The organism is Calothrix sp. PCC 7507, from assembly GCF_000316575.1.
Classification (GTDB): Bacteria; Cyanobacteriota; Cyanobacteriia; order Cyanobacteriales; family Nostocaceae; genus Fortiea.
Genome location: NC_019682.1, coordinates 722,779 through 748,364 on the forward strand (window position 1 = coordinate 722,779; position 25,586 = coordinate 748,364).

The following is a 25,586-nucleotide window of genomic DNA, read 5'->3' on the forward strand; positions in this document are numbered from 1 at the left end:
TACCATTCTGTAGCTTAAGAAAGCACTGGTTGTGCTTCTAACTTCTCGGCTTTTTTCTTCAAGACGGTTGGTAATTGGCTGGTTAAGGGTTCACCTTCAACCACTTGCGAGCGGAAACCATCGGGACCGACTGGAACATCACCGGTGATGGTGGTGCGATAGAGTACACGCTCAACTTCTATATGATCTAGATCCTGCGGAGCTAAATGTGCGGTGGCGCGGTTGTCCCAGAAGGCGATATCACCGTTGTTCCAGCGGAAACGGGTGGTGTAGGCGGGCTTGGTAATTTGGTTAAAGAACAACTCAAGTAATAAGTCGCTCTCTTGTGGTGACACGTCAAGAATGTGGGAGACGAAGCCAGGGTTAACGAACAATGCACGTTCGCCTGTTTCTGGATGAACGCGGACTACTGGGTGAATCGATACCTGGGGATTTGCAGCGATGCGTTGCACGAGCTTGCTGCTGCTGGGGAGCCGTAGACGAGCATTAAAGCGATGTTCGGCTTTTAATGTGTCTGCTAATGCTCGTAAGGGTGCTGACAGGCCTTCATAGGCTGCGACTAGATTAGTCCACTGGGTGTCACCACCGAAACTGGGGACGTTAACAGCACGCAAAATTGACCCTGCAGGGGGGTTGACAACTGCTGTCACATCGGTGTGCCAACGGTTCTCGTAGCTGGAACGGCGCAAACCATTGCGGCGCTCGTAGCGGCTGCGGTCAATTGGTAGGATTTCTGAGAAGCCTTCAATCGGCTCATCTTCGTGGGGATGGGCGTAGGTGACTTCACCAAAACGAGATGTGAATGCAATCTGTGCGACGTGATCGATATTCTGATTACGAAAGAACACGACTTTCCACTTTAACAATGCTTTACGAATTTCAGCGATCGCATCGTCGTGCAGAGGACGCGAAAGGTCTACACCACTGATTTCTGCACCTGTGAAACCAGCTACCTGTTTGACTTCTATGTGCTTGTAGCCCATGTGACTTCTCCAGAGTTTTATTTATTCTACATTAACTTGATAGATTTACCGTAGAATAAAATCACTGTAGTTAAATGCTACGTGAATAAGTAGATCACAAGCTTTTCTGGAAAGTGCGATCGCCCTGGTTTTAGAGGTTGGGAATAATCGATCGCCAGATTTCGTTGACATTTTAATAGTACAAGTGTACTATATAGTTATCAGTATTGGTTGAGTATGCGACGCAAATTTTCTAGGGATATCCCAAATTTGTAGTGATTGAACGCCCCTAGGATTCACTGCGTGAATTCAATTATCCCTGCAAAAACTTGTACTTTTTTCGTCAATTTTAACATTGAATTGGCATAAATTTCATGACCATTTTTTGTGGATTTAGCATCATTTTTCTCTAACTGGTAAGCATATCAACCAGTAGAAAAAAGACATCCATAATTTGACATGTTAATGAGTCATTAATGTAATTAGAGAAGGTGTAAATATGGCAAACAAAGCTAGAAAATTTTTGACTGCAAATTCTCTAGATGCTAGTCAAATATCTACCAGGAATAATAGAACAAAATTCACGCTTTATAACTTTGCAGGTAAAGAGAAAGCATACTATTTAGTAGACGAGTTCAAGTTAGAAAGAAAGCTGCATAATCTTCCTCAAAGACAGGTTGCTCATAGTATTATTATCATTGACCGTTCTGGATCAATGTATTATGATATTCATGCCTTAAAAGAGACATTGATTAAACTATTGACACTAGATGAATACATTAATTATCAACTAGTCATTAGCCTGATTTCTTACTCTTCTCAGGGAGATGTGACTTGTCATTTTCAGAGAATTCCCATTCAAAAAGTGATGCAAACAAATTCTCCTTACTTAGAAGCGATTAAAAACATTCAAGCTAGCTATCTCACTTGTATATCCCAGTCAATACAAGTGGCAAAATCGCTGATTAAAGAAGGAGAAATTACGGCGATAACTTTGCATAGCGATGGCTATGCTAATGATAGTAGTCCTAGTACTGAAGCTAGAGCTATTCAAAAAATATGCAATGAATTAAAACACATGAACGTGTTTGTTAACACTATTGCTTATTCTAATTCTTCAGATTTTAAACTACTTGCCAAAATTGCGAATACTGTCTCAGGAAGATGTATAAAAGCTGGCAATGTCAAAGAAGTTTATGATGCTATGTATAGTACTGCCAAGTTGTTAGGTAATCAAGTGGATTTGGCAATAGAAGAAACCTTGTCAGGAGATTATAGTTATCAAGTATTTTTATCAAGGAGTGCTAGAAAAATTAATGGGGGAAACCAGACCCTAAAAATCTTCGGTTTGAAACCAGAAGATGAAGGGATTATCTATAAATTTAAGCAAATTAGTCAACAGGTTTATGAGCAACTAAAAGATGTGCTAATAGCACAAAATCATGAGTCTGTTTATGCTTTTGCTAGGGCTAATTTAGTGGAGGGACATTTGCATACTGCTAAATATGCGATCGCCAGCACTTTTAACTTAACTTTAATGGAAAGACACTCCAAAGCACTCACTAATCAAGATATAGCTAAATTTGCTCAAGATATTGACAGCGTCCTCTTTTCCCCCGGTGTTTTACAAAAACATGAGATTTTAGATATGGTAAAGATTAACAATCAGATTTCTCTTCTAGAGCTTATTAAAATTTTTGAAAAACATCATAATAGCATCATAATTAATATCAAGCACTTGCAAGAAAACTATCAGAGAAAAGGGATTAAGCGCGTTAATGGCGTGAGAGATCAGCATGGGGAATTGATCGAGCCTTGGTTGAGAACAGAATATATAGATAATGGTGAATATGTCGGTATGGGTAGGTTTGAAATTAATCAAAATACTGCCACCATTAACATGCTCGTTAACCGTAAAGTTAAGCTTGTAAAAGCTGAAGATAAAACCCCAATTCTTGAAGTTGCAGGTTTATTAGTTAATGACTTAACTAGCTTTAATAATTATACAATTGTGAGTGACGGTGAAGTAAATATAAAATCTTTACAGGTCAAAATTAGTAATAAAAAGACCTTTGAATTACTCAAGGAAAAGGGTGTATTAACCGCCGATAAATTCGATTTTCGTGAGCAACATACCATCTTATTTGATAATTTGCCACTAGTACCTATCGATGGAAATTACAGCAGCATTGATGGCTTATTTGATCAGCTAGCAGGAATCAAAGTTATGACTAGTATCATAGCTGCTTATCTGAAAGAAGAATCAGATATGTTTTTACCCGCACAGTTGGATGACTTGAAAAAGCACTATTTGTCTAAGAACCTTTATATCAACTTCCCCACAACTAATGAATACAATGATATCAAGGAAGCTTTGATTAATGGTACACTGGACTCAAGAGTCAGCTACAAAATCGACATCGGTAGTCAAGATATTCTCAATCTTCATAAGCTACATTCGGCGAACAAATTTCTTGACAGAGTGTATCAAGTGCATGACAAAGAAACTGGGGAAATTTTGATCAATCCTAGTTTGAAAATGGCTTTTCACGAAAACTATGCTTTTAGACATAAGCCACTTTCAAGTCGCATCAAAATTACCAAAGTTGATGAATTGATGAAAGTAATTTTTGATGACTTTCTTGGTCTAGAAAATCATGGCATAGTTACAACTATTTTGACAAAAGTTGGTGCTGATAATTTGATTAGGGTATTGCGCGATCAACAGAGCAATCAGCATGTCAGCCAAGAAGAAATGGTTACAGCTTTGACTGCTGCACATACTAAGCTGGAGAAGTACGCTGAAAAAATTTACCGCGATGATATCTCTCCTTTAGTATTCTATATTGGTGCTACTGGATTATTACCAGATGAGATGTCAGCAACAGCGATGACTGCTGAAGAACTTGCAGCACAATATCCTAATTTGCAGTTTTCTAAAGATGAGCAAGAAGGTACATTTTTTATAGTTGGCGACAGCATTATTAGTGTTTATGCCAAGAATGAATATTACACCAAAAAGGTTGCTGTTGGTGTAGAAGAGTAAATTTTAAACCCTTTTTTATATATAAAACCTCTTGCATAAGTCAAGGGTTTTGAAACCGAACCACGGATGAATTATTGTTATTCATCCGTGTTTTTTTAGTTTTATTTTGACTTTTGCCGTAAGTCTATCATGTTGGGTTTCGTTCATCAAATGCCACTTGCTACCCTGTGGGAACGCTAAGGGCAAACAAGCCGGGAAACCCATCCAACGCAGTGGCTCCTCAACCTACGTAAGTATTGTATTTTAGCCTTAATTTTATTTTATTTATATTCTTTTTGTGCAGCACTAATTTATTTACTAATAAATTTTAAGATAATTGCACAGAAATCTATTTAGGTGAGACAATCTGTCCTAATCTTCTCAACGTAAAGGAAGACATGAACGATCGCACAAAAGCTCTACAGTCTCTAGCGGCTGAACGTTGGCGAGTATCCCTGCTCCTGAGTGGAGCGATGATGTTTATCTATTTTGGATTTATCTTGCTAATTGCGTTTAATAAGCCCTTATTGGCATCATTAGTAGTCCCAGGACTTAGCCTGGGTATTTTGCTGGGGGCGCTGGTGATTATCTCAGCGTGGGTATTAATATTTCTCTACGTCCGTTGGGCTAATAACAGTTACGATGACCAAATCGCCAGGCTGACACGCAAATGAATTGACTGATAACTATTAGCTTTCTTTACATTAAAAATTCAAAATATCAACCAATATGGGCATGAATAGTTTGTGGTGTGATCTACCAATGGCAGTAGTAGATATAGCTAGTCTTGGTCATTTTAACCCGTTGGCGATCGCCTTTTTTGCACTGTTTGTGGCGAGTTCTCTAGGCATTACCTTCTGGGCGGCAAAACTAACCAAAAATACAGAGCATTTCTACACGGCTGGGGGAAATATCAGCGGTTTCCAAAACGGGCTAGCCCTGGCTGGCGACTTCATGAGTGCAGCTAGCTTTTTAGGGATTGCGGGGCTAGTAGCACTCAACGGCTTTGACGGCTTAATTTATTCTATCGGCTTCTTGGTGGGTTGGCCTATTGTCATGTTCCTGATTGCAGAACCACTGCGGAACTTGGGCAAATACACCTTTGCTGATGTGGTGGCTTATCGCCTGCAGCAAAAACCCGTGCGGATAGCAGCTGCTATTGGTACGTTAGCAGTAATTAGCTTTTACTTAATTGCTCAGATGGTAGGGGCTGGTGAACTCATCAAACTACTTTTTGGGTTTGACTATGAATTAGCCGTAGTCATCGTTGGTTGTGTGATGATGGCTTATGTAATTTTTGGTGGGATGATTGCCACTACTTGGGTACAAATTATCAAGGCAGTTCTACTATTAGGTGGGACTATCTTGTTAGCTATTTTGGTACTCGCACAATTTGGCTTCAACCCCCTAGCGCTGTTCGCTGCTGCGGCTGATAAATATCCCGGTGTTTTAGCACCAGGAAAACAGGTTTCTGACCCTTGGGATGCTATTTCTTTAGGGATGTCGTTGATGTTCGGTACCGCTGGACTACCCCACATTCTGATGCGCTTTTATACAGTACCAGATGCGAAAGCCGCACGGACTTCTGTGACTTACGCTACAGCTTTCATCGGTGCTTTTTACCTCCTTACCTTTATCCTGGGTTTTGGGGCGATGGCGCTAGTCGGTCAAGATGCCATCAAGAAAATTGGTACCGGTGGTAACATGGCAGCACCCATGTTGGCACAATTTCTAGGGGGGAATGCGTTCTTAGGCTTTATTGCTGCAGTGTCTTTCGCCACAATCTTAGCAGTAGTTGCGGGTTTGACGCTTTCAGGTGCGGCTGCATTATCTCACGATTTATGGGTGAATGTAGTGCGTAGTGGTCATGCTGACGAGTCAGAACAGCTGAAAGTGGCACGAGGAGCGACAATGCTTTTAGGTGCTTTAGCGATGTTGTTAGGTATCTTGTTTAAGGGACAAAATGTGGCTTATATGGTAGGTTTAGCATTTGCGATCGCTGCTAGTGCTAACTTCCCAGCGTTACTGCTATCTATGCTTTGGCGACGCTTCACCACTAAAGGTGCAGTAGCGAGTATGTTAGTGGGTACTTTCTCTTCTTTGGTGCTGATTTATTTCTCCCCCACAATTCAAATCACAATTCTTCAGCACGCTACCGCACCCTTCCCACTGAAAAATCCGGGATTAGTGACGATTCCCCTAGCATTTATTGTGGGAATTGTTGTTTCTCTATTAGGTAGAGAACAAGCAGCAGAAGAAAAATTTTCCGAAGTCGAGGATCGTATCCATATTGGTTTTTAGGAGGATGGATTCATACAGTTAACTGTATGAATATTGGTGTAGAGATGTAAAATGTAGCGTCTCTACAAAGGTTTTTAATAATAGTTGCATACTGGAGTTGGTGAAATTGTGAACCAAATAAGTCGAGTTGCAATTGTCGGTGGAACTCATGGTAATGAGTTTACGGGAGCTTATCTAATTCAAAAGTTTACCCAGTTTCCTCATCTCATCACTAAATCCAGTTTTGTAACTATTACACTGCTAGCTAATCCTAGAGCTTTTCAAGTAGCACGGCGCTATCTGGATAAAGACTTAAACCGCTGTTTTCTCCAACAAGATTTACAAAACCGTTATTTAGGCAGCTATGAAGAAATGCGCGCCAAGTCAATCTATAAAATCTTGGGTTCAAAAGGAAGTTCCCCGGCGGATTTTATTTTAGACTTGCACAGCACTACAGCTAATATGGGTCTCACAATCATTCTGGTAAACAGTCATCCCTTCAATCTGAAACTAGCTGCTTACCTTAGTCAAATTAACCCTCTAGTCAAGGTTTATCGTTGTTCATTTCCATCAGTTGCTGACAACCCATTTCTCAATTCTCTATGCGAATTAGGCTTTGCAATTGAAGTAGGCCCAATCGCTCAAGGTATCTTGAGAGCAAGCCTATTTCAACAAACAGAGGAACTTATTCATACAATACTAGAATATCTAGAAAAGTTCAACTTAGGAGAAATAGAATTAACTAATATTCCGCTGACTATTTATCAACATTTGGAGGTTGTAGACTATCCTAAAAATGAGGATGGCGCAATCACAGCCATGATTCATCCAGAGCTTCAGGACAGAGATTATCAAGCGTTAAACCCAGGAGATCCAATGTTTTTGACTTTAGATGGTCAAACCATTGCTTATGAGAGTAAATCAACTGTCTGGCCGATTTTTATCAATGAAGCAGCTTATTATGAAAAAGGCATTGCGATGTGTTTGACTAAACAGCAGCAGATTAGTATTAAGGATATGAATCAACAATTTAACTGAAAATTTTTACTAGGACTTAAGCAAGTGTCAAACAATTTTGGATTTTGGATACTTCGACAAGCTCAGTACAAGTTTTAGATTTTGGATTGACCCCATAGATAAATCTGCTTGCTCTGAGAATTTTACCCAACAGGATTTTGGATTGATTCCACAGATAAATCTGCTTGCTCTGTACCATCAAGGAATTATTGATCATAAGAGATTTTTTCATCGCCAACTTGCATAATCAACTGCTCCGAGATTTGCAAAAGTAGCTTTCTGCGCTGTGTTTAACCCCATGATTCCTGTAATGTTTATACCTTCATAGGGACGTGGCGATCGCAATATTTCTCGACACTTTCCTGTATCTACATCCCAAAGTCTAATTGTTTGGTCTTGACAAGCACTCGCTAGCATTCCTCTGTGAGGGTGGAAGGCTATGCCCAAAATCCAATGCTTATGTCCAGAAAGTGTTTTCAAGCATCTTCCCGTCTTTCTCTGCCAAATTTTGATCGTGCGATCGTAACTGCAACTAGCAACCAAATCACCATCAGGACTAAATCTGACACCTGTCACCATTTTTGTGTGCCTAGAAAATGTTTGTTGGCAGTGTCCTGTTTTCACATTCCATAACTTCACCGTTAAATCAGCACCACCACTGACTAATATTTGACTGTCTGGGCTAAAAGCAATCGAGAAAGCCCAACCCTGGTGTCCTTCTAGCGTTTTCAGACAAGTCCAAGTTTTGGTATCCCACAACTTGATATTACCATCACTGCAACTACTAGCCAGAAATTCTCCATTTGGACTCCAAGCAACTGAAAATACCCAATCTTGATGTCCATCTAAAGTATTGAGGCATTGCCCAGTTTTCACATCCCATAGTTTAATGGTATTGTCTGCACTGCCACTAACGATAATTTGACCATCTGGGTTACAGGTCAGTGAAAAGATGAAACCTTTATGTCCCCTCAATGTTCTTAAACATTGCCCTGTATTGATATCCCAAACTCGAATTGTGCGATCGTAACTACCACTAACTAGAGTTTGCTTTTGTTCAATAAACGCAAGGGTGGAGACTTCACAGGTATGACCAGATAAATTTTTGAGACACTTGCGATTAATCACATCCCAAAGTTGGACTGTTTGGTCAGTACCACTAGCTAAAGACTCACCATCAGAACTAAAAGCCACAGTCCAAACACGGCCTGTATAACCTTGCAGGGTTTTGAGGCATTTTCCTGTCGCAATTTGCCATAGTTTTATGCTTTGGTTTCTACCTGCACTAGCAAGAATATTACCTTGAGGATTAAAAGCAACAGACCAAATCCGCCTAGTGTATCCTCCAAAAGTTTGGTAACACTGTCCTGTTTCGACGTCCCACAAACTAATTGCAGAGGCTTCTCCAGCCGCAGCCAAAGTTTTTCCATCTGGGCTAAAAGCAACTGTCACTACAGATTCAAGTTGCTTACCTTGTAAGGTTCTCCAACATAGACCTGTGTTGATATCCCAAAATTTTACTGTTTTATCTGCACTGCCACTTGCCAGTGTCAATCCATCGGGACTAAAAGCCAATGCTAAAACTTCACTTGTGTGTCCTTGCAGAGTATACAGACATTTACCGCTTGCTACATCCCAAAGTTTAATAGTGCGATCGCAGCTTCCACTCGCCAGAATTTCTCCATCTGGACTAAAATTAACCCTACGCAAAAGCTGGGTATGTCCCTTAAATATTTTTAGGCATTTGCCATTACTAACATGCCAAAGTTTGATAGTTGCATCTGCACCACCACTTGCTAAAATCTGACCGTTGGGACTAAGGCTAATCGTTCCACATCCTGTTGTATGTGCTTTGATAACCTGTAAGCATTTACCAGTGCTAATATTCCAAATTCTGATCGTACCATCTTCACTGCAACTAACCACAGTTTTACCATCAGCACTGAACTTCATCTCCCAAACCCAGCCAATATGACCTTTGAGAGATGCCACATTTCGCATCTGAAAATCTTCTGTATTCCACAAACAAATATCACCATTGGTATCACCAGAAGCTAGAAGTTTTCCATCTGGGCTAAATGCGATCGTCAGGATATTTGCTAAAGATTGGCTAAAATTAGATTTGTTGATATTCGCATGAGATAAATTGACTTGATGTAAATTAACACCTTGCAAATCAGCTTGCCAAATTGTTAAATTCGAGAAATCATAACCAGTAAAATCAGCTTTTAGTTGACGCAATAGATTGATTATATTGCCGCCACCATATCCAGGCTTAGTTGCAAAACTATCCCGCAGTTGTGAAATGATTTCCTGAAATCTTTGCTCAATGGCTGACTCAAATTTTAAGTTTATTTTTAATTGATTTAAAATTGGTTGCAAAATCACCCGAATCTGACTGTCTCGAATATAATCTTTTGACGTTGCTTTAATTAGTGCATAGCGATTTAATAAGTTAATCTCACCCGTAATTATTTCTTGAGAGACACCTGTAACAAGTCTATCTGTCACATATTCCATTACCACAGGTTGTTGAGTGAAGGTGGAAGCTTTGTGTTCCAAATCCTTACCTTTTTCAATTAAAGAACGCCAAGCTAGAGACTCCAACGATTCCAGTAAATTGACCTTTGATATTGCTGGTACAATATCATCTTGTAAATCTTTTACTTGTACTGGCTCGCGATTAATACAAGTCCAGTACATTACCTCTGCTTCTAAAGGTGATAAACGTTGAAATTGTCGTTCTAAAAGATTACGAACGCCATTAAAAACTGTTGTACCTTCTTTTAAAAAATCAGCAATACTGCCATCAAATAAATCTAAAATTGAAGTTGCTGCTATCTTTAATGCCAATGGATTTCCCCGATAGCAGTCGATGAGTTTTTCTAGCTCATCCACAGAGCCAGACAGCCCCTTTGCGGCTAAGATATCTTGTGCTGCATCATTCTTTAATCCTGATAGTTGCAAAGAACGAACCGGCAGAAATTCCCCTGCTAAGGCTGCTATTTCTGCTGGCTTTTCCCGCGAAGTGAGTAATACACAACTTTGATGCGATACTTCCCCCAAGCGTTGCAGCAGTTCGCCATACTCTTCATAACCAGCCCGATAACTCCCAGCTCGTTCACTATCACTAAATAAAGCATCAAAGTTATCAAGTACTAACAAGCTGCGGGAATTACGTAAATATTCAATTAATAGTGAGATTTTGCTACTTACAGTTTCAGGGAAATTGGTTTCCTGTTGACAAGATAGAACTTTAATTAATGTATTTAATAATTCATTTATGCAAGGAGAATCACGCAGACTACGCCAAATAACAAACTCAAACTCCTCTTGCGCTAGTTGGGCTAACTTCACCGATAAGGCAGTTTTACCAATTCCACCCATCCCTAACAGTGCAATTAGACGACATTTGTCTTCTTCAACCCACCTTTGTAGCTTAGTTAGTTCATCTGTGCGATCGTAGAAAATCGAGACATCAATTGCTTCTCCCCAATCAATCTGATTTTGGATTTGAGGTTGCGCCTTTGGTGTATTTCCAGCACCATTTGTGATTGTGGAGGTGCGATTTACTGCTTCTTGATTTTCATTCTGGAGTTTGTAACCAGCATTTTCTAACTGCTTGGAAACATTACTCCAACTCTTAATATCTAAACCTGTCAGACTTTCAATATATCGATATAAACCTCTAGAAAGCTCAACTCTCAATCCATTCGGTTCTCGATTAAGTGCCGTAGCAATTTCAGTCGGACTGTAATTACATAACAACCCCCGCAGACAAGCTTTTTCTGTTGGAGTCAGTTGTTTACACTGTCTACGTCTTTCTTGCTGCTTGGCATTTACGATGTCTTGATACAACTTCTTCAAGTTCCAATGTTCGTTTACCTCTGCAAATTTCTGGGCTAAATCATCGGCTCGCGGACATTCGTGTATCATTTTTATAAAAATATTTTGAGTATTTTAATTGATTGACAAAAAGCGCTTTATCTTAACCTCTCACGGATGAGGGGGTAATGTCATTACAGTTCTAGTAGATATCTATCTTTAGTAGTAGTTATTTTAACCGGTATTGCTTATCTTAACCCCAGTATTCCTACATAGAAGATATTACATATAATCTTTGTAATTCATTTAGCGTAACAACGATCAGATCCCCGACTTCTTCAAGAAGTCGGGGATCTGAACACCTTCAGTAACTCTATTCAATTTGGTGGTTAGGGGTAAGAATTTTTTAATATTGTGTGAGTTGCTGTACTAATGTAGCCGGGGTTTAGCGTTGCGGAAATTGCTAATGGTGTTGCTAACGCTCATTAGGTGATTTGGGGTGGGGGTTTTGGCTATGTTTTGTTTAGGCACACTAGAAAGTCAATTCAAAAGGATGGTAGTGCAAGCGCGTATTTTACCGCCTTAGACATCACTTTCTCGAATTAATAACTTGATAATTCACAATATTTTTTTTGGAGCAACCAGGAAATGAAATTATTAAAAACTCTTTCGGTAATGGGATTAACTTTGGCTGCCCTAAGCACGGCGACAGTGATAGCAGTTATTCAACCAGCTAAAGCAGATTTATTCTGTTATCCTTGGGAAAGGGGTTGTAAAGTAGATGGTACAGTCGGAACATCTGGTAATAACTTAGTTGGTGGTGCTAGAGATGGTTTTGTTATCTCAGTAGAGAACAAAACTGGGACTACTATTTGGGTTGATGTAAGAGCATACTATCAGGAAAAACTTCGTGAAAACTGTGCTGGTGTTGGTGGCGCTAGTTGTAATGATCCTTATTGGAGAAACTTTGGTACGTGGAAATTTTCTCCAGGGCAAAAGGGTTTAATTTTAAATGGTTCAGATGGCGTTATAGGGCGCAATGCGACTTTCAAGGCACGTTCAAGCGATGGACGTGTTTGGGAAAAACAGGTAGATATGGGTAAAAATATTGGTAGTTTTACGATGACTTTTCGATAGTTTTGGTAGCGGCTGTCTTAAAAGTCAAATAATCGCTCTTTCTCATAACAGGATTATTTTAGGCGAAGCTTGCACGACGTAAGTCATTCGCATTTATGAGGGTTTGGGTTGGAATGCGATCGCGCTTTCTTATAACCAGATTATTTCATGCGATCGCATTCTATAATGCACAGTTGTTTTATGCGCTTGCACATTTGTCATTAAGAGATGGGGATTATATGTTCCCGATTAACTTTTTGTAAATCAACATTGTTTACAACTTTAAATCTGCTCTGCAAAAAAATACTAAAGAGATAAACTCTTGTTTCGTAATTTAATTCTGCTAACAATAGCTACTTCTATCTGTGTTGTTCCTGCTGTAGTATTCGCTCAAGAAAGTTTACCCCAACCAGATAGAAAGGGAGATTACTATGATGGACAATGGCGTGAATGGCTGGTTGTTGATCGCGATCGCAAAGGACTAAACTGTCGTAGTGATGCTAATGGAAATTACAGTGTCATCAAAAAATTTTACAATAGCCAAAAAATTTATGTGAACACTCAAAGTTATCTGCTTACTGGAGACAAGGAGAACTTTTCAATGATTAAACGAGATAGGCAAGGTAAACCCTGGTTAGCAGTTTTACCCACTGGCTATCAATATGAAAAACCCTGCTTTGTGAGAGCTAATAGCAGTTTTATTAAACCAATACCACGAAATTAAAAATACGAGAATACACCAATACGTAAAAATTGCGATTCGTTTTCTTGTCATTTAGATCCACGACTTCTTGAAGAAGTCAGGGATCTAGGGGAAGCGATGCCTGCGGTGGTAAACTACGCACTCTCTAATATCCTGAAAATTTTATGTGATCATATGTTTTTGATTTAGATATTCAGTACGTAAAATGCAGAAAATAAAAGCTTTATTTCACTAGGATTTGACTATGAAACTGAATTTACCTAATCGGGTTTTATTAGGAACACTGCCATTATTAGCATCAATGCCACTTGTCGCAAATGCTCAAACTAATGGCTTTCATTATCCACAACCGAACCAAAAAGGTGACTACATATCTATTTTAAGTACTTTTGAAAATGGTCACAAATCTCCCCATTTAGTTTGGAAGGTTGTCAGTAGCGAACTTAATTGTCGCAGTCAAGCTGGGTCAAATTCTCGTGTAATAAAGTTACTTTTACAAAATGATAATGTTAGTATTGTTGGCAACCCGAAAATTTATCGAGATAGACAAGCTAAACCTTGGTTTTATGTTGCTGGATCAGGAAGTGCAGAAGATGTAAAAATTCGGTGTTTTGTTCGTGCCAATAGTCAGTTTATTGAACCAATTCCTTATTCCATCTATTAATCAGTTGATTAGGGTAATTTTTGTGAGGTTAAACTATGCTTCGCAATTTAATTATGTTAGCAATAGCTGTTTCTACTGTAGGATTAGCAGAAGACAGCCTACCTAAACCAGATAAAAATAGTAATTATTATTATGGACAAAAGTTAGATACAACAGGAGAAATATTTAACAATTAAAAAGAACATTTAATTTGAGTAAAATCTTAAATTTAGAGAACAATTACATTCTAAAACTAATCATGGAGTCGTCAAAAATGAATAACAAAAAATTATTATTTACACTTGTTAGCGGTATGATTTTCAGTATTAGTTTAACCACTGCAACTTCTATTAATTTTCCCAAACCTGCATTAGCACAAGATTTTTGTACCAATCAAGGTATGAGAATTTACGCTTATGGAGAAACCAGAAGATATAATGTTTCAATCTGTAAATCTGGTTCTGGCTTAGAATTATATTATGTTGGTGGCGATGTGAATGATTATACAAGACTCGCATCTGCTTACTATGATAATAAATTACGAGGATATAAATTTGGAAATGATTATTATAGAGGTAGAGTTACACGCAAAGAGTTTGTTGTTTATAAATTATCTCAAAATGATGAATCAGAAAATAGGTTAATGATTAATGAAAAATTTAGGAAATTTAAACAATACTAATCAATGGCTCCGAGAACACATCAATACATAAAAATTGAGCATATGAAAATGAAGTCATATCAGGTAAATGGTTCGTTAGGATTAGGTATAAGTGCAGTTATTTTGGGAATTACAGCACTGTCTTCACAAGCAATAGCAAACGAAACAGTTTTAACTTGTACGGCTGGTCAATACCAGACTAAAGTAGAGTATGACTCATTAAGTAGTAATTATACTTATATTGCTTATGATAAAAATGCTTCTAGAAATCGCCCAAGTCTTATATTAAAAAACGGGAGGATGGAAACTGGTCATACCGCCAATTCTTATATGTTTAAAAATGGTAATTATTCCTATATCTTAGCAAAGAGGTTTGAGGGGCGTGGAGGTCAAGCTTTTTTAAGCATTTCCAAATCAGGAAAGCAGATTTTTCATCAACAATGTCAGTAAATTCAAATTTCTTTCTAGTACCACATTCTGCTCTTTAAATCAGGGCTAATTAATTATCTATTTGGGAATTTAAAGATAAGAAAATGAAACCCTATTGATTGAATGCGATCGCATTTTTCACTCATTCAGATCCCCGACTTCTTCAAGAAGTCGGGGATCTAGGGGAAGCGATGCCTGAGGTGGTAAGCTACACACTTTTCATAACCCGATGATTTTGGGTGATCGCACTTTCTGAATAAACTAAAAACCTAGAGCGATGCCTACTGCGGCAATCTACCCAAAACTATCAGATATCAGGCATAATCACAGAAATTTCTTGATTGCGATGCTGACGATAAATCCTAAAATCACTATCTAATGTAAGCACTGAACTTTCTGTATAAATTTCGGACATCCGCACTAAACATGCATCGGCTAAAGATATTGGTACAGAATCATAACGCTGCATTAGTTTTTCAACAAAATCAATTTCATCACATAAGTGAAAAGGTATTTTAATATATCCCTGCTTGACTAATTGTAGAGCTTTTTCACGTCCCCCGTGAACTCTTTGTAACAAGAAGCAAACTTCAGTTATAACAGCCTCACAAGTCAAGACAGGATACTGAATATTTGTCAGTGAAGAAACAGCCCATTGATGAAATTTATCACTAGGTATCAGAAATGCTACTAAAACTCCTGTATCGATAATGATACTTTTTCGCATTATTTACCGAAGCCTTCCATGTACTTAGGGTTATAAGATAAATCTTCCAAATTGCTGTCTAAACAACCAATAAACTCTTGTGCTGCTTCAGTAAAGGAAACTTCTTTCTCATTAGTTTCTATCTGCTCTGGGATATGACTAATTTTGCCTAGTTTAAATTCTAAAAATTCAATAAATTCAATAACTTCATTTCGCTGCTCAATAGGTAATCTCTTGATTTTGGCGATCGCTACTTCTAAGCTTGTCATTTTTACCATTCTCCTTTCATACTTAAGTTAGTCCTAGTTTAGCAAAAGTCAACTTATCAAGTAATTAAAACTTTAACTATCAATCACATCCTCAAATTTATTATTGTGACTATTAATCAGCCATTTCAATACATCCTAAAACTGTGCCTGCTGACGACAATTCTCAACGGTCTAACTATCAATATCGCTACTGCCGAAGTCCAAACTTTTGGTCAAGCTGGTAGGCATGGGGTAGATGGTCGTCCTGGAAGAAACGGCATCTCAGCATCTGAGCAAAAAATCCGAGCTAGCCAGCAACTACAAACAGTTGACCTCACCGGTACAGATGGCGAAGCCGGAGAATCTGCTACTTCTGGTGAACACGCCTCTGGATGCCAACAGCCGAAAAAAGCAGCTAATGTATGCGGTGTCAAAGGTGGCAATGGCGGGAATGGTGGTGATGGGGGAAATGGTGGTAAAGGCGGGAATGTCACTCTTTACTTTGATTCACTTTCTCAACTTAAAAATGTGGTGTTACGGAATGGGGGCGGGAGAGCAGGTTCTGGGGGGAATGGCGGACAGGCTGGTGATGGATGTAACTGCACTCAACCGCGCTGGACTGTGAACTATTGTACTTGGGCATTCATGGCGCAAAGGCTTAATGTAGCTAATGCCACCTGGACAGAAGTAGAACGGAAATTATTTCGCTGTTCTGGCGATGCGTTTTACGATGAAAAAGAAAATCGACCCAAGCCCCACCCTCCGGATGCGAATTACCGTTATGGCTGGAAATATATTGGTCTGTCACAGCAGAAAACTTTTACTTGTGACAATGGGGAGAGTGGGAACAGAGGCCGCAAAGGTGCAGATGGGCAACCGGGTCGTTATGGTCAGGTTTCGTTGGTTCAGGGTAATGATATTCCCAAAGAACAAATCAGTTATAGCGATCGCATCAGTCTATTGTCTAATAAAACCATTTCTCTGTTAAAAAACAACTGGTTGGAGAAGACAGGGCTACGGAGTTTACTCGGTACTGCTTCTGATGTCCGGGATACTTACCGCTTATTACAAGACGTAGCTATCGCAGTAAACTACACACCATTTATTAAACGATGATTTTGGGCGATCGCATTTTTGGCGATGAGGGTGAGAAGATGTGGGGCAGATACCACAGTTAAATTACCCCCCTTAGTCCCTTAGGAACGCACAAAGCCATCAGCTGAGTTATCAGATATTGGCGGACTTGCTCATTGATTAGGGAAGGAGCGATCGCTCTCAACTACTGGCATATTCCAGCTTTAAAGTGCAAATTATTGCTCAAAAATGAGAATTCCTACTCAGGCAGGATAATTAATTGCAAAAATTAATATAATGCTCTTACTATGAGCACCGATCAATCCTTTAAAAAATCTGACACAGAATACCGTCGGCGTGAAAATGACTGGCGGTTATTTTTACGGCTAGTACCTTATGCCCGTCGTCATGGGCGGCTATTAGCCTTATCAATGTTCTTACTTGTACCCATTGCGGTGGCTAATTCAGTACAACCACTGTTAATTGGTCAAGCAATTTCCCTGATTCGTCATGAACCGGGAACCTATGAATTTCTCAAGAATCGCCCATTATTGCAAGGGTTAAACATCCTTGAAGGATTGCTGCTGTTTGCAATTGCTATCAGACTCGTATTGACAGGCTTTCAGGGCTATCTAGTCCAAAGACTAGGACAAGAAATCACAGCGGCAATTCGCCAAGACTTATTTCATCATGTAACATCTCTAGCAGTGCGTTTTTTTGATCGGACACCCGTAGGTAAATTAATTACCAGACTCACTAGCGATGTGGAAGCTTTGGGAGATGTTTTTTCTACCGGGGCTGTGGGTATTGTGTCCGATTTGTTTGCCATGCTGGTAATTATCAGTTTAATGTTATCTTTGCAGTGGCAACTTGCTTGCTTGTTGCTGGTGATGTTATTACCGATTACCTTTCTCGTTGTTTACTTGCAGAAACAATACCGTCAAGCGAATTACAAAGCTAGGGAAGAACTTTCTCAATTGAATTCCCAGCTGCAAGAGAATATCGTCGGTATTAATATAGTGCAGCTGTTTCGCCGGGAAAAATTCAATGCCGAATTGTTTCGCACTACGAATCAGCGCTATACCAAACAAGTAGATCAGACCATCTTTTATGATTCAGCCGTTTCCGCCATCTTAGAATGGATTAGCCTAATAGCGATCGCCGGTGTATTGTGGATGGGTGGTTGGTTGCTATTGCAAAAAAGTCTCACCTTTGGCATTCTATCAGCATTTGTTTTATATGCCCAGCAATTATTCGACCCTTTGCGGAATTTCGCCGAAAAATTCACTGTGATTCAATCTGGTTTCACCGCCATTGAACGTGTAATTAGCATTTTGGATGAACCGATAGAAATCAGTGATAAAAATAACGTCACTAATTCGCGGTTCTCAACCTCCGATGCTAAGTTCGGTTACATAGAAGAGGTAGTTGCTTCTCTAGAATCTCACAACCTCAACCTCCCTCCCCAACTGGGAGAGATTCGCTTTGAAAACGTCTGGTTCGCCTATAAAGATCATGACTATGTAATTAAAAACTTAGATTTCACTATTCATCCTGGTGAAAAAATAGCATTGGTTGGGCCTACTGGTGCTGGAAAAAGTTCCATCATTCGTCTTTTGTGCCGCCTTTATGAACCCACTCAAGGGCGTATTCTCATAGATGGTGTAGATATTCAAGAGTTACCGCAAGCAGAATTACGCCGCTATTTAGCTGTGATTTTGCAAGAAGGTTTTTTGTTTGCTGGTGATGTCAAAAGCAATATTAGCTTAGGAGACAATTACACCATTGAAGAAATTCAACAAGCAGCTCAACTAACTAATATTGCTCAGTTTATTGAACAACTACCAGCAGGTTACAATACACAACTTAGAGAACGAGGTACAAATATTTCTAGTGGTCAAAAGCAACTTTTAGCTTTTGCGCGTGCTGCTATTCGTAATCCCCAAATTTTAGTATTGGATGAAGCTACAGCTAGTCTGGACGTGGGGACTGAAGCTCTAATTCAGGAGTCTTTAAATCGTCTATTAGTGCAGCGTACCGCCATTATTATCGCTCACCGGTTGTCTACGATTCGCAATGTAAATAGAATTTTTGTGTTGAAGCGAGGAGAACTAATCGAACAAGGAAGCCATGAAGAATTGTTACAACAAGGTGGGATGTATGCTACGTTACATAATTTACAAATGTTAGGAACTTAGTGCAGTGTTTGATTAATTAAGAGCTAATTTCTCTTGCAAAACAGTTACACACTATAACTCACAACCTTTTTAGAGGCTAACCACAAACTAGCTACAGCATATTTAACAACTACTGATGATTTTTGAGCATTACATGAACTCTTGACTTCTAGTGTTTTAGTTTCGTCTTTAACTAATTTTGCTTGGTAAGCATATAACGAACCAGAAGGGTTTTCAAAAGTTAACTCAGCCATTATTGTATTGTTATCTAAACTTTGCTCAATAATTCTACCTGCTACTTTGTAGTTTAACCAATCCCATCCGTGGCGCAGAATTAATTCTTTTTCTAAAATCTGCATCGCGCTTGGCAAAATTCCCCAGCCTCTATAGACCTGATTGAAGCATTGAATGTCTCCAGTTCGGGTTAAAATTGACTGGAAATAATCTTGATTGAGAACACCATAGTATCTTCCTTCTGGTAAATCTATAGCCGTTGGTGCAAATCGATGTCCCCCAAAATGGCTAGAGCGCCAAATCCGCACATGATCTAAGCACAAATTAGTAATAGTATCTGTAGCATAAAAATAAAAGGAATTACCATATCTGGCACAGCACTTATCATGGCTTCCGTGGGTACAGATTAAAATATCTCTGGTGAAATTTGTGTCTATTTCACTATCAGGTACTGTCCCCCATAAAAACTTTTTCACGAACTCTGCTACTTGCTCAATATTTGCTAACTTAAATTCATGCTTTTGATATCCAGAACTCAGTCCTACTTGTTTTTGATAAATTAAAAGAGTAGTCTGGTCTATTTTATGTGATTGGTCATTAGCAATTAAGAGAAATCTAATCGGTAATTTAGCGCGGTTTACTTCTGCTACTAAATTCTTTAAATTATTTGGTACCCATCTAGAATCAAAAGCTTCTGATGCCCAAGGTGGTGGACACTCAATTAAAATATAGGTTTCGCAATTGGTGGCGCTACCAATAATATCTTCTCCTATTTGCCTGGAGTTATCGGCACAAAAAAAAGTATTCATCTAGCTGTACTCATTTATGTATTTTGTAGACAAGGGCATAATGCAGCAAAATTGTGATCCGGGCTACAATATCTTTTAATGAACGCAACGAAAAGAAAATTTTTCTGGTTCAAACCAGGTAGCCACTTTATAACATTCATTCCTAGTAAATGTCTTTCCGGTTAATTAAATTCTTCAAAATAGGCAACAGCCAGCTTCTTACGTACTGGAAAAGTTAATTTTGTATCTACTGTAATCGAACAATACAAAAATTTTCAATTGCTGAAATAATATATTGATGGGGATTAGGCAACGTATAAAGAATTGCGTATTTAAATTTTCTAAGGAGTCGTAGTAGCTGATATTACATTTATAAATAGTGAGAAGATAATCATAGCTATTTAAATTTCTCATTAAATTATCCATGTAGTTATTGATAGCCTCTGTTTTTACATCTATGGCTATATTTCTGTGTAAAACGATACTACATATTTTTGAGTGATCTATCTGTAAAAACATATTGCAAAATATTATCAATTAGTTTATAAAAATGGTGGTAATTTAATGAGCGATCGCCATTCAATGATACTCCACGAAAAAGCGTCTGATGTGTCTGGAACCAAAATTTAGCTAACGGTATACTTGTTAAATTAAGCTGATAAGCTGTTAATAGCTGATCAAAATAAGCATTCATTTTTTCAACATAAAAGATATATATTCTCAATAGTTATAAATGTTTGTAGACGGACTGACTTATGACATTAATTTTAGCGCTGGATTTTGGCGGTACGAAACTGGCCGCAGCGGTAGTAAATCTTGGTTCTAGGGATTGGTTGCATCATGAACGTCGCTTCTCACCGATGAATGCAGATGCTCACAGTGATTTAGAAATTATGCGATCGCTGATTCATTCCTTGCTACAAGATACCAAACCAGTAGCTATAGGTGTTAGCTTTGGCGGGCCAGTGGATGCTAAGACGGGAACAGTCAGACTTTCTCATCATGTCTCAGGTTGGGAAGAAATTCCCCTCAAAGACTTGCTAGAAAAAGAATATGACGTTCCTACTAGTGTAGACAACGATGCCAATGTTGCGGCTTTGGGCGAATATCGTTTTGGGGCTGGTAATGGCTATGATAGCCTATTTTACATCACCGTCAGTACTGGTGTGGGTGGTGGTTGGATACTCAATGGTCAGCCTTGGCGGGGTGCAGTGGGGATGGCTGGTGAAATTGGACACATGGTTGTAGACCCAGCAGGGCCTGTATGTTTGTGTGGGAAGCGAGGTTGTGTAGAAAGGCTAGCATCGGGGCCTTATATGGCGCAGGATGTGCGGGAAAAGATGGAAAACGGATTGTCAGGGAAAATAATTAGGGAGATAGTGAGAGACAATTTGGCGTTGGTGACAGGGAAGGTTGTGAGTGAGGCGGCGGCTTTAGGGGATGAGTTGGCACAGGAGATTTTATATCGCAGTGCTTGGGGCTTGGGTGTGGGGATTGGTAACGTGGCAAATTTGGTTAACCCGCAGTTGTTTGTGCTGGGCGGGAGTGTGACGAAGGCGGGGACTCGTTGGTGGGATGTAGTGAGGAAGATAGCCAGGGAGACGGCGTTACCAGAAGTTGATTTTGCCATTGTCCCGGCGGCTTTAGGGGATGATGCACCGTTGTGGGGAGCCGTGGCGTTGGCTGAAATTCACAGAACCAGCGCTTGACTATGCACTTACGTGGCTCAATCCAAAATCCAAAATGGTATAACTATACCCCATAGACGGCAGCCATTCCCTGTGGCTCATGGCTATACTTCCCACTTTTTGAGGGATGGTAAGTTTCGTTATAGAGGCAAAGGCTATTGGGATGACGGGTGGTGAATTGCATCATCTGGCGATGGGCTGCACCTCGGAAAAAGTCCATCAAATAACGATCGGATTCCCAGTAACTCACCATGACGATTTCTTTGGGACTGCAAATTCCTGCTTTCACTTGAATGCAGCCTGGTGCTTTAGCAGTCGATTGGCGAACACTGTTCAGGTTACGCCACAGCCAGAGAAAGCCTGAGCGATCGCGGGCAATCATTCCATTCACAAAGACGATCGCACTTGGATGTTCAGGTAGTTGGATTTGATAAACCGCAGATTTCAGCATGGTGATGTCTCCCAGAAAATTTACATATTCAATTAGTTGACTATACTAAACACTGTATAATCAATTAATTGAATATGTCAACTAGATGGGAGAACTGATTGGCGATGGCACTGGCTCATGCAATTTTGGCGACACTGATGGATTGTCCATGCAGTGGGTATGACCTGAGGAAGAGGTTTGAAGGATCGGTAGGATTTTTCTGGCAGGCTAGTTTCCAGCAGATTTATCGCGAACTGGGAAAGTTGGAGGAACAGGGGCTAGTGCAGAGTCAGGCGATCGCCCAGCAGGGTCGCCCAGATAAGAAGGTTTTTGCTGTCACGAGGGATGGTGAAGGGTTTTTAGAGGCTTGGATTCAAACTCCTTGTGAGATCGCACCATTGCGGGATGATCTGCTGGTGAAGATGTTTGCCGGGTTTGTGGTGCCAAGGGAGACGATACTGACCGAAATCAGGGAGCATCGAGGGCTACACCAAGAGCGGCTGGCAGTTTATCAACAGATTCAACAGAATGCCTTTGCCAATCCTGGGAATTTGTCAGAGAAGGATCTGTTTCGCTACTTGACTCTCCGCAATGGCATCCAGTTTGAGATCGGGTGGCTTGCTTGGTGTGAGGAGGCGATCGCTATATTAAGTGAGAAATAAAACTAACCATGATTTTCCTGCTTGGGAAATTGTAGCGATCGCACCCAATTGTTAAGCTAACCTCAACTTCCCAATTTTCTCAAGAAATCTGCCAACAGAGTCTTAGTCTGAAAACTTGCTCGAATTGTGTCGCTATTGCTGTAATCAACGATGACTTCAAATCTTTCAAATTCACCACTTGGATTGTCAACGTTAAGTGTATTCAGTCCGGCAATTGCATCATCAATCCGCTCAAATTCATATTTGATGCCAAAAAGCGGTACAAGAATTACCTTGGTGATATAACGCTCAAGACAGTTTCTCAGGGTATCCATGAATCTATCGACTTCTTGTTTTGAAACTCGCATTAAAGCTTGTCGAAGTTTTTCTTTATCTAAAGTAGTAAGAGCAGCCAACTTCTTTGAGGCTTCGGTATAGCTTTCATCGGGAGTTTCTTCGTCAAATTCAATATCAAAATCAATCTCCTTAAATGCTGCTACTACATCTTTATAAGGGATATAAATAATTGTAAATCCATTATTTCTCAATTGATCTAAAGCTGGTTTTGTGAAATCTCCAGCCAATATCGCGCCGTAAAATGGTGCTGACAAATGATGAAGCTCAATGATGGGTAATATAGCACCCTGGATTTCTTGAGCTTTATTTTTTGAATGTTTTGTATATCTCCGCCATGCAGACTCGATAAATGCAACAGGTCTACCAATTTGATCATCCGTACCATCGATTTCAATTACAAAATCCAAATCATGTTTGTTTCCATATTTGTCTTCCCAGGTAACTTTTTTGCCGCTTCTAGCTGGACGAGAGCGTTGCCAATCAAGATAGTAGTTTTTGGTTTGTGCAAACTGTTGTAGTCGAGGTTTAAGAATATCGTACTCGACTATATCCTCAAGAAGCTTTCCTAAATCCTGCCCAAATTTGTGTGATGGAGATTGTGCCATACATTCACCTTCGATCCAAAGTCTTCCTTCCTGTAGTGGAACATTATGCTTTCTGTTTTTCCACTTGACGTTACGCTGTCTAATTTGGTCAAAAGACCAGAAATCAAATCCTGCTGCAATAGCCAGTTTACCGAGCCACTGCTCAACTGGAACATATACTCCATAGGGAGCCGAATCTCCCACCACAAAACAAATTTTGCAATTAGACGATGCAACTCGACGCAGCGCACGAAAGACGAATGCCATATCGGTAAAATAAGCAGCAATCATTGTGTGATATGCCTTATTACCACCCTTAGTTCCTCGAATATTTGCTAGTTCCTGACAAACAGGAAGTAGTTCGTCTCGAATCGGTTCAATAATCGATTCAGCTATCAAAGAATCTAAGTTCAGCCGCTCCTTTGAAACATGTTGTGAACTTGAACGAACTAAAAATTTACGAACCGTTTCATGTAAATCTCCCCAAGAATTCACTTCGCCCCAAAAGGTCATTTCCAGGCGTGTAGCATCTGCATAGTCATAGTTGTTTGCGTAAGGAGGAGAAGTTATTACTAAATCTATTAAATTATCAGGAAGACTTTTTAAGCTTCTTGCATCGTCTTGAACGAGTGTAGACAGGCTTGATCTAGTGATAGATTGCATTTGACACATATCTTCTTGCATCATAGCCACCTGCTTTTCTAGCGCCTCAAATGGCTCACCAGTTTTAGCTTTGCGCTTGTTGGGAAGAATATATTGCCACTGCGCTGTGCCGACATAACTAGTTGATCTGAGAATGGCACAAATTGCTAAAAAAATTAGAGATTGTACCTCTTCAGATAAAAAAGGAGCTAGTTCAAGATAGGCTTGCTTAATTCTCAAGAGGTCTGTTAATGTCTCTTCTGTATAACACTTACTTAATAGTATCGGAATTTTTTCTGGAAGCTTTGGCTGAAGCATAGCAGCAGAATGCTTAATTTTATTAGCTGCTTCTAAAAACTCATGAATATGTACTACCCACGCCAGCTTTCCTTTTGCCAGCCTATGAACGAAAGGATGTGCTTCAATACCATAAGAGGTTACGCCCAGCTTATCAGCAGCAACACAAACAGTACCAGAACCTGCAAATGGATCAAGAATAATTTTAGGTTCTAACTCTGTAATTACCCCTTCAACCCAAGCTGCTGAAAATCCAGCAGAATAGCGAAACCACCGATGGATAGGCAATTTCATATTGTCTGTGAAAGTTCCTGTCCGCTCTTTAATAATCCTTGATTGAATATTTTCGTGGGATTCAGGTGTTGAGTTGAAAAGCTGAAGCTGATAAGGCTTAGTCATTGAGCTTCATAAATCCAATAATCTTATAGGAAACTATGACATCTTACCCCAATCTTTTCGTTACCAAACTTTATCCCTGTTAAAAATCTCCATCGAAGCCTACATTTTCATTATTTACGGACTATTGAGAATTCTCCTTCTTTTTCTGAGGATCATCTACTGGATCTCTAAGGTGGGCAATAATATACGGTGACTTGTTAGGCGATACCAGGAATCACGACTGCGGGAAGCCACGGAAAATCCCATCTTGATCAACGCTAACCGCAAACTCACAGTATTCCATGTTTGCTATTGAAAGGTTGTTCTCCACACTCCACATTTCGCGTGGGATGACCCTAAACGTCCTACCAGGCTCATCATACAAATCGACGACCAAAATCGGATGCTCGACATGCGTGAGCGCAGTCCGATCAACGATGAATACGAAAGAATGATCCGAGCCTTTCGGCGCGATCGCGATCAACTGCTCAATGGTCAACCCTTCATAGTCCGAATCGTTGATGCAGTCTACGAATGCTCGAAATTCTCCCACCGGTTCTCGAATCGCCGCACAGATCGACTCCCACGCAGAGTCATCAGAGAAGTCACTCCGAAGCACCAAGGAGTTGTCTGTCTTCGGGAGTTTCTTCACGAGAGCCGCCTCCTTCGCCTAACTACTAT

22 protein-coding genes are annotated in these 25,586 nt (G+C 39.8%); 14 read left to right on the top strand and 8 right to left on the bottom strand.

Features of this window, described 5'->3' with window-relative positions; translation table 11 throughout:
* Positions 1 to 14: 14 nt before the first annotated feature.
* Positions 15 to 983 (bottom strand): TauD/TfdA family dioxygenase, encoded by a 969-nt coding sequence (locus tag CAL7507_RS03215; RefSeq protein ID WP_015126988.1) that lies wholly within the window; start codon positions 981 to 983, stop codon positions 15 to 17.
* A gap of 478 nt (positions 984 to 1,461) precedes the next feature.
* Here CAL7507_RS03215 and CAL7507_RS03220 point away from each other — a divergent pair, with 478 nt between their 5' ends.
* The 4 genes from CAL7507_RS03220 (at position 1,462) to CAL7507_RS03235 (ending at position 7,305) form a co-directional block, all read left to right on the top strand.
* Positions 1,462 to 4,008: a vWA domain-containing protein gene (locus CAL7507_RS03220; RefSeq protein WP_015126989.1), complete on the top strand. Its 2,547-nt coding sequence runs from the start codon at positions 1,462 to 1,464 to the stop codon at positions 4,006 to 4,008.
* Positions 4,009 to 4,385: 377 nt separating this feature from the next.
* Complete coding sequence (locus tag CAL7507_RS03225) at positions 4,386 to 4,661, top strand: DUF485 domain-containing protein (RefSeq protein WP_015126990.1); 276 nt, start codon at positions 4,386 to 4,388, stop codon at positions 4,659 to 4,661.
* A 61-nt stretch (positions 4,662 to 4,722) separates the two neighbouring features.
* A complete protein-coding gene (locus CAL7507_RS03230) occupies positions 4,723 to 6,288 on the top strand; it encodes a sodium/solute symporter (RefSeq protein WP_083862867.1) in 1,566 nt (521 codons plus the stop codon).
* 108 nt (positions 6,289 to 6,396) lie between these two features.
* The gene (locus tag CAL7507_RS03235) at positions 6,397 to 7,305 is read left to right on the top strand and encodes an aspartoacylase (RefSeq protein WP_015126992.1); all 909 of its coding nucleotides are present in this window, start codon (positions 6,397 to 6,399) and stop codon (positions 7,303 to 7,305) included.
* A 207-nt stretch (positions 7,306 to 7,512) separates the two neighbouring features.
* Here CAL7507_RS03235 and CAL7507_RS03245 read toward each other — a convergent pair whose 3' ends face one another.
* Complete coding sequence (locus CAL7507_RS03245; RefSeq protein WP_015126993.1) at positions 7,513 to 11,220, bottom strand: NB-ARC domain-containing protein; 3,708 nt, start codon at positions 11,218 to 11,220, stop codon at positions 7,513 to 7,515.
* Between the two features lie 537 nt (positions 11,221 to 11,757).
* Between CAL7507_RS03245 and CAL7507_RS03250 the strand changes: the two genes are divergently transcribed.
* The 6 genes from CAL7507_RS03250 to CAL7507_RS03270 all read left to right on the top strand — a co-directional run bounded on the left by CAL7507_RS03250 (position 11,758) and on the right by CAL7507_RS03270 (position 14,682).
* Entirely contained in the window at positions 11,758 to 12,246 is a 489-nt protein-coding gene (locus CAL7507_RS03250; protein WP_015126994.1) for a hypothetical protein, read from the top strand.
* 301 nt (positions 12,247 to 12,547) lie between these two features.
* Positions 12,548 to 12,949: a hypothetical protein gene (locus CAL7507_RS03255; RefSeq protein ID WP_015126995.1), complete on the top strand. Its 402-nt coding sequence runs from the start codon at positions 12,548 to 12,550 to the stop codon at positions 12,947 to 12,949.
* A gap of 223 nt (positions 12,950 to 13,172) precedes the next feature.
* Positions 13,173 to 13,592 (top strand): hypothetical protein, encoded by a 420-nt coding sequence (locus CAL7507_RS03260; RefSeq protein ID WP_015126996.1) that lies wholly within the window; start codon positions 13,173 to 13,175, stop codon positions 13,590 to 13,592.
* 35 nt (positions 13,593 to 13,627) lie between these two features.
* The gene (locus CAL7507_RS32185) at positions 13,628 to 13,768 is read left to right on the top strand and encodes a hypothetical protein (RefSeq protein WP_015126997.1); all 141 of its coding nucleotides are present in this window, start codon (positions 13,628 to 13,630) and stop codon (positions 13,766 to 13,768) included.
* A 77-nt stretch (positions 13,769 to 13,845) separates the two neighbouring features.
* Positions 13,846 to 14,253 carry a hypothetical protein gene (locus CAL7507_RS03265; protein ID WP_015126998.1) on the top strand — a complete coding sequence of 136 codons (408 nt, stop codon included), beginning with the start codon at positions 13,846 to 13,848 and terminating at the stop codon, positions 14,251 to 14,253.
* Positions 14,254 to 14,256: 3 nt separating this feature from the next.
* Positions 14,257 to 14,682: a hypothetical protein gene (locus CAL7507_RS03270; RefSeq protein ID WP_015126999.1), complete on the top strand. Its 426-nt coding sequence runs from the start codon at positions 14,257 to 14,259 to the stop codon at positions 14,680 to 14,682.
* A gap of 286 nt (positions 14,683 to 14,968) precedes the next feature.
* On the opposite strand, the gene CAL7507_RS03275 is transcribed toward CAL7507_RS03270, so the two are convergent.
* Together CAL7507_RS03275 and CAL7507_RS03280 are read right to left on the bottom strand one after the other, a co-directional pair.
* The gene (locus CAL7507_RS03275) at positions 14,969 to 15,388 is read right to left on the bottom strand and encodes a type II toxin-antitoxin system VapC family toxin (protein ID WP_015127000.1); all 420 of its coding nucleotides are present in this window, start codon (positions 15,386 to 15,388) and stop codon (positions 14,969 to 14,971) included.
* On the bottom strand, positions 15,388 to 15,636 hold the full coding sequence (locus CAL7507_RS03280) for a hypothetical protein (protein ID WP_015127001.1): 249 nt from the start codon (positions 15,634 to 15,636) through the stop codon (positions 15,388 to 15,390). The genes CAL7507_RS03275 and CAL7507_RS03280 overlap by 1 nt, the downstream gene beginning before the upstream one ends.
* Positions 15,637 to 15,741: 105 nt before the next feature.
* Between CAL7507_RS03280 and CAL7507_RS03285 the strand changes: the two genes are divergently transcribed.
* Together CAL7507_RS03285 and CAL7507_RS03290 are read left to right on the top strand one after the other, a co-directional pair.
* Entirely contained in the window at positions 15,742 to 16,731 is a 990-nt protein-coding gene (locus CAL7507_RS03285) for a hypothetical protein (protein ID WP_015127002.1), read from the top strand.
* Between the two features lie 266 nt (positions 16,732 to 16,997).
* Positions 16,998 to 18,887, top strand: a complete 1,890-nt coding sequence (locus CAL7507_RS03290) for an ABC transporter ATP-binding protein (RefSeq protein ID WP_015127003.1) — start codon at positions 16,998 to 17,000, stop codon at positions 18,885 to 18,887.
* Between the two features lie 44 nt (positions 18,888 to 18,931).
* On the opposite strand, the gene CAL7507_RS03295 is transcribed toward CAL7507_RS03290, so the two are convergent.
* Positions 18,932 to 19,909: a sucrase ferredoxin gene (locus CAL7507_RS03295; protein ID WP_015127004.1), complete on the bottom strand. Its 978-nt coding sequence runs from the start codon at positions 19,907 to 19,909 to the stop codon at positions 18,932 to 18,934.
* A gap of 734 nt (positions 19,910 to 20,643) precedes the next feature.
* Here CAL7507_RS03295 and CAL7507_RS03305 point away from each other — a divergent pair.
* Complete coding sequence (locus CAL7507_RS03305; RefSeq protein WP_015127007.1) at positions 20,644 to 21,597, top strand: ROK family protein; 954 nt, start codon at positions 20,644 to 20,646, stop codon at positions 21,595 to 21,597.
* Between the two features lie 43 nt (positions 21,598 to 21,640).
* On the opposite strand, the gene CAL7507_RS03310 is transcribed toward CAL7507_RS03305, so the two are convergent.
* On the bottom strand, positions 21,641 to 22,027 hold the full coding sequence (locus CAL7507_RS03310) for a monooxygenase family protein (protein ID WP_015127008.1): 387 nt from the start codon (positions 22,025 to 22,027) through the stop codon (positions 21,641 to 21,643).
* Between the two features lie 104 nt (positions 22,028 to 22,131).
* Here CAL7507_RS03310 and CAL7507_RS03315 point away from each other — a divergent pair, with 104 nt between their 5' ends.
* Entirely contained in the window at positions 22,132 to 22,668 is a 537-nt protein-coding gene (locus CAL7507_RS03315) for a PadR family transcriptional regulator (protein ID WP_015127009.1), read from the top strand.
* Positions 22,669 to 22,730: 62 nt separating this feature from the next.
* Here the strand turns inward: CAL7507_RS03315 and CAL7507_RS03320 are convergent, their stop codons facing one another.
* Both CAL7507_RS03320 and CAL7507_RS03325 read right to left on the bottom strand, forming a co-directional pair.
* Positions 22,731 to 24,926: a DNA methyltransferase gene (locus CAL7507_RS03320; RefSeq protein ID WP_015127010.1), complete on the bottom strand. Its 2,196-nt coding sequence runs from the start codon at positions 24,924 to 24,926 to the stop codon at positions 22,731 to 22,733.
* 214 nt (positions 24,927 to 25,140) lie between these two features.
* Positions 25,141 to 25,557 (bottom strand): hypothetical protein, encoded by a 417-nt coding sequence (locus CAL7507_RS03325; protein ID WP_015127011.1) that lies wholly within the window; start codon positions 25,555 to 25,557, stop codon positions 25,141 to 25,143.
* Positions 25,558 to 25,586: the final 29 nt, after the last annotated feature.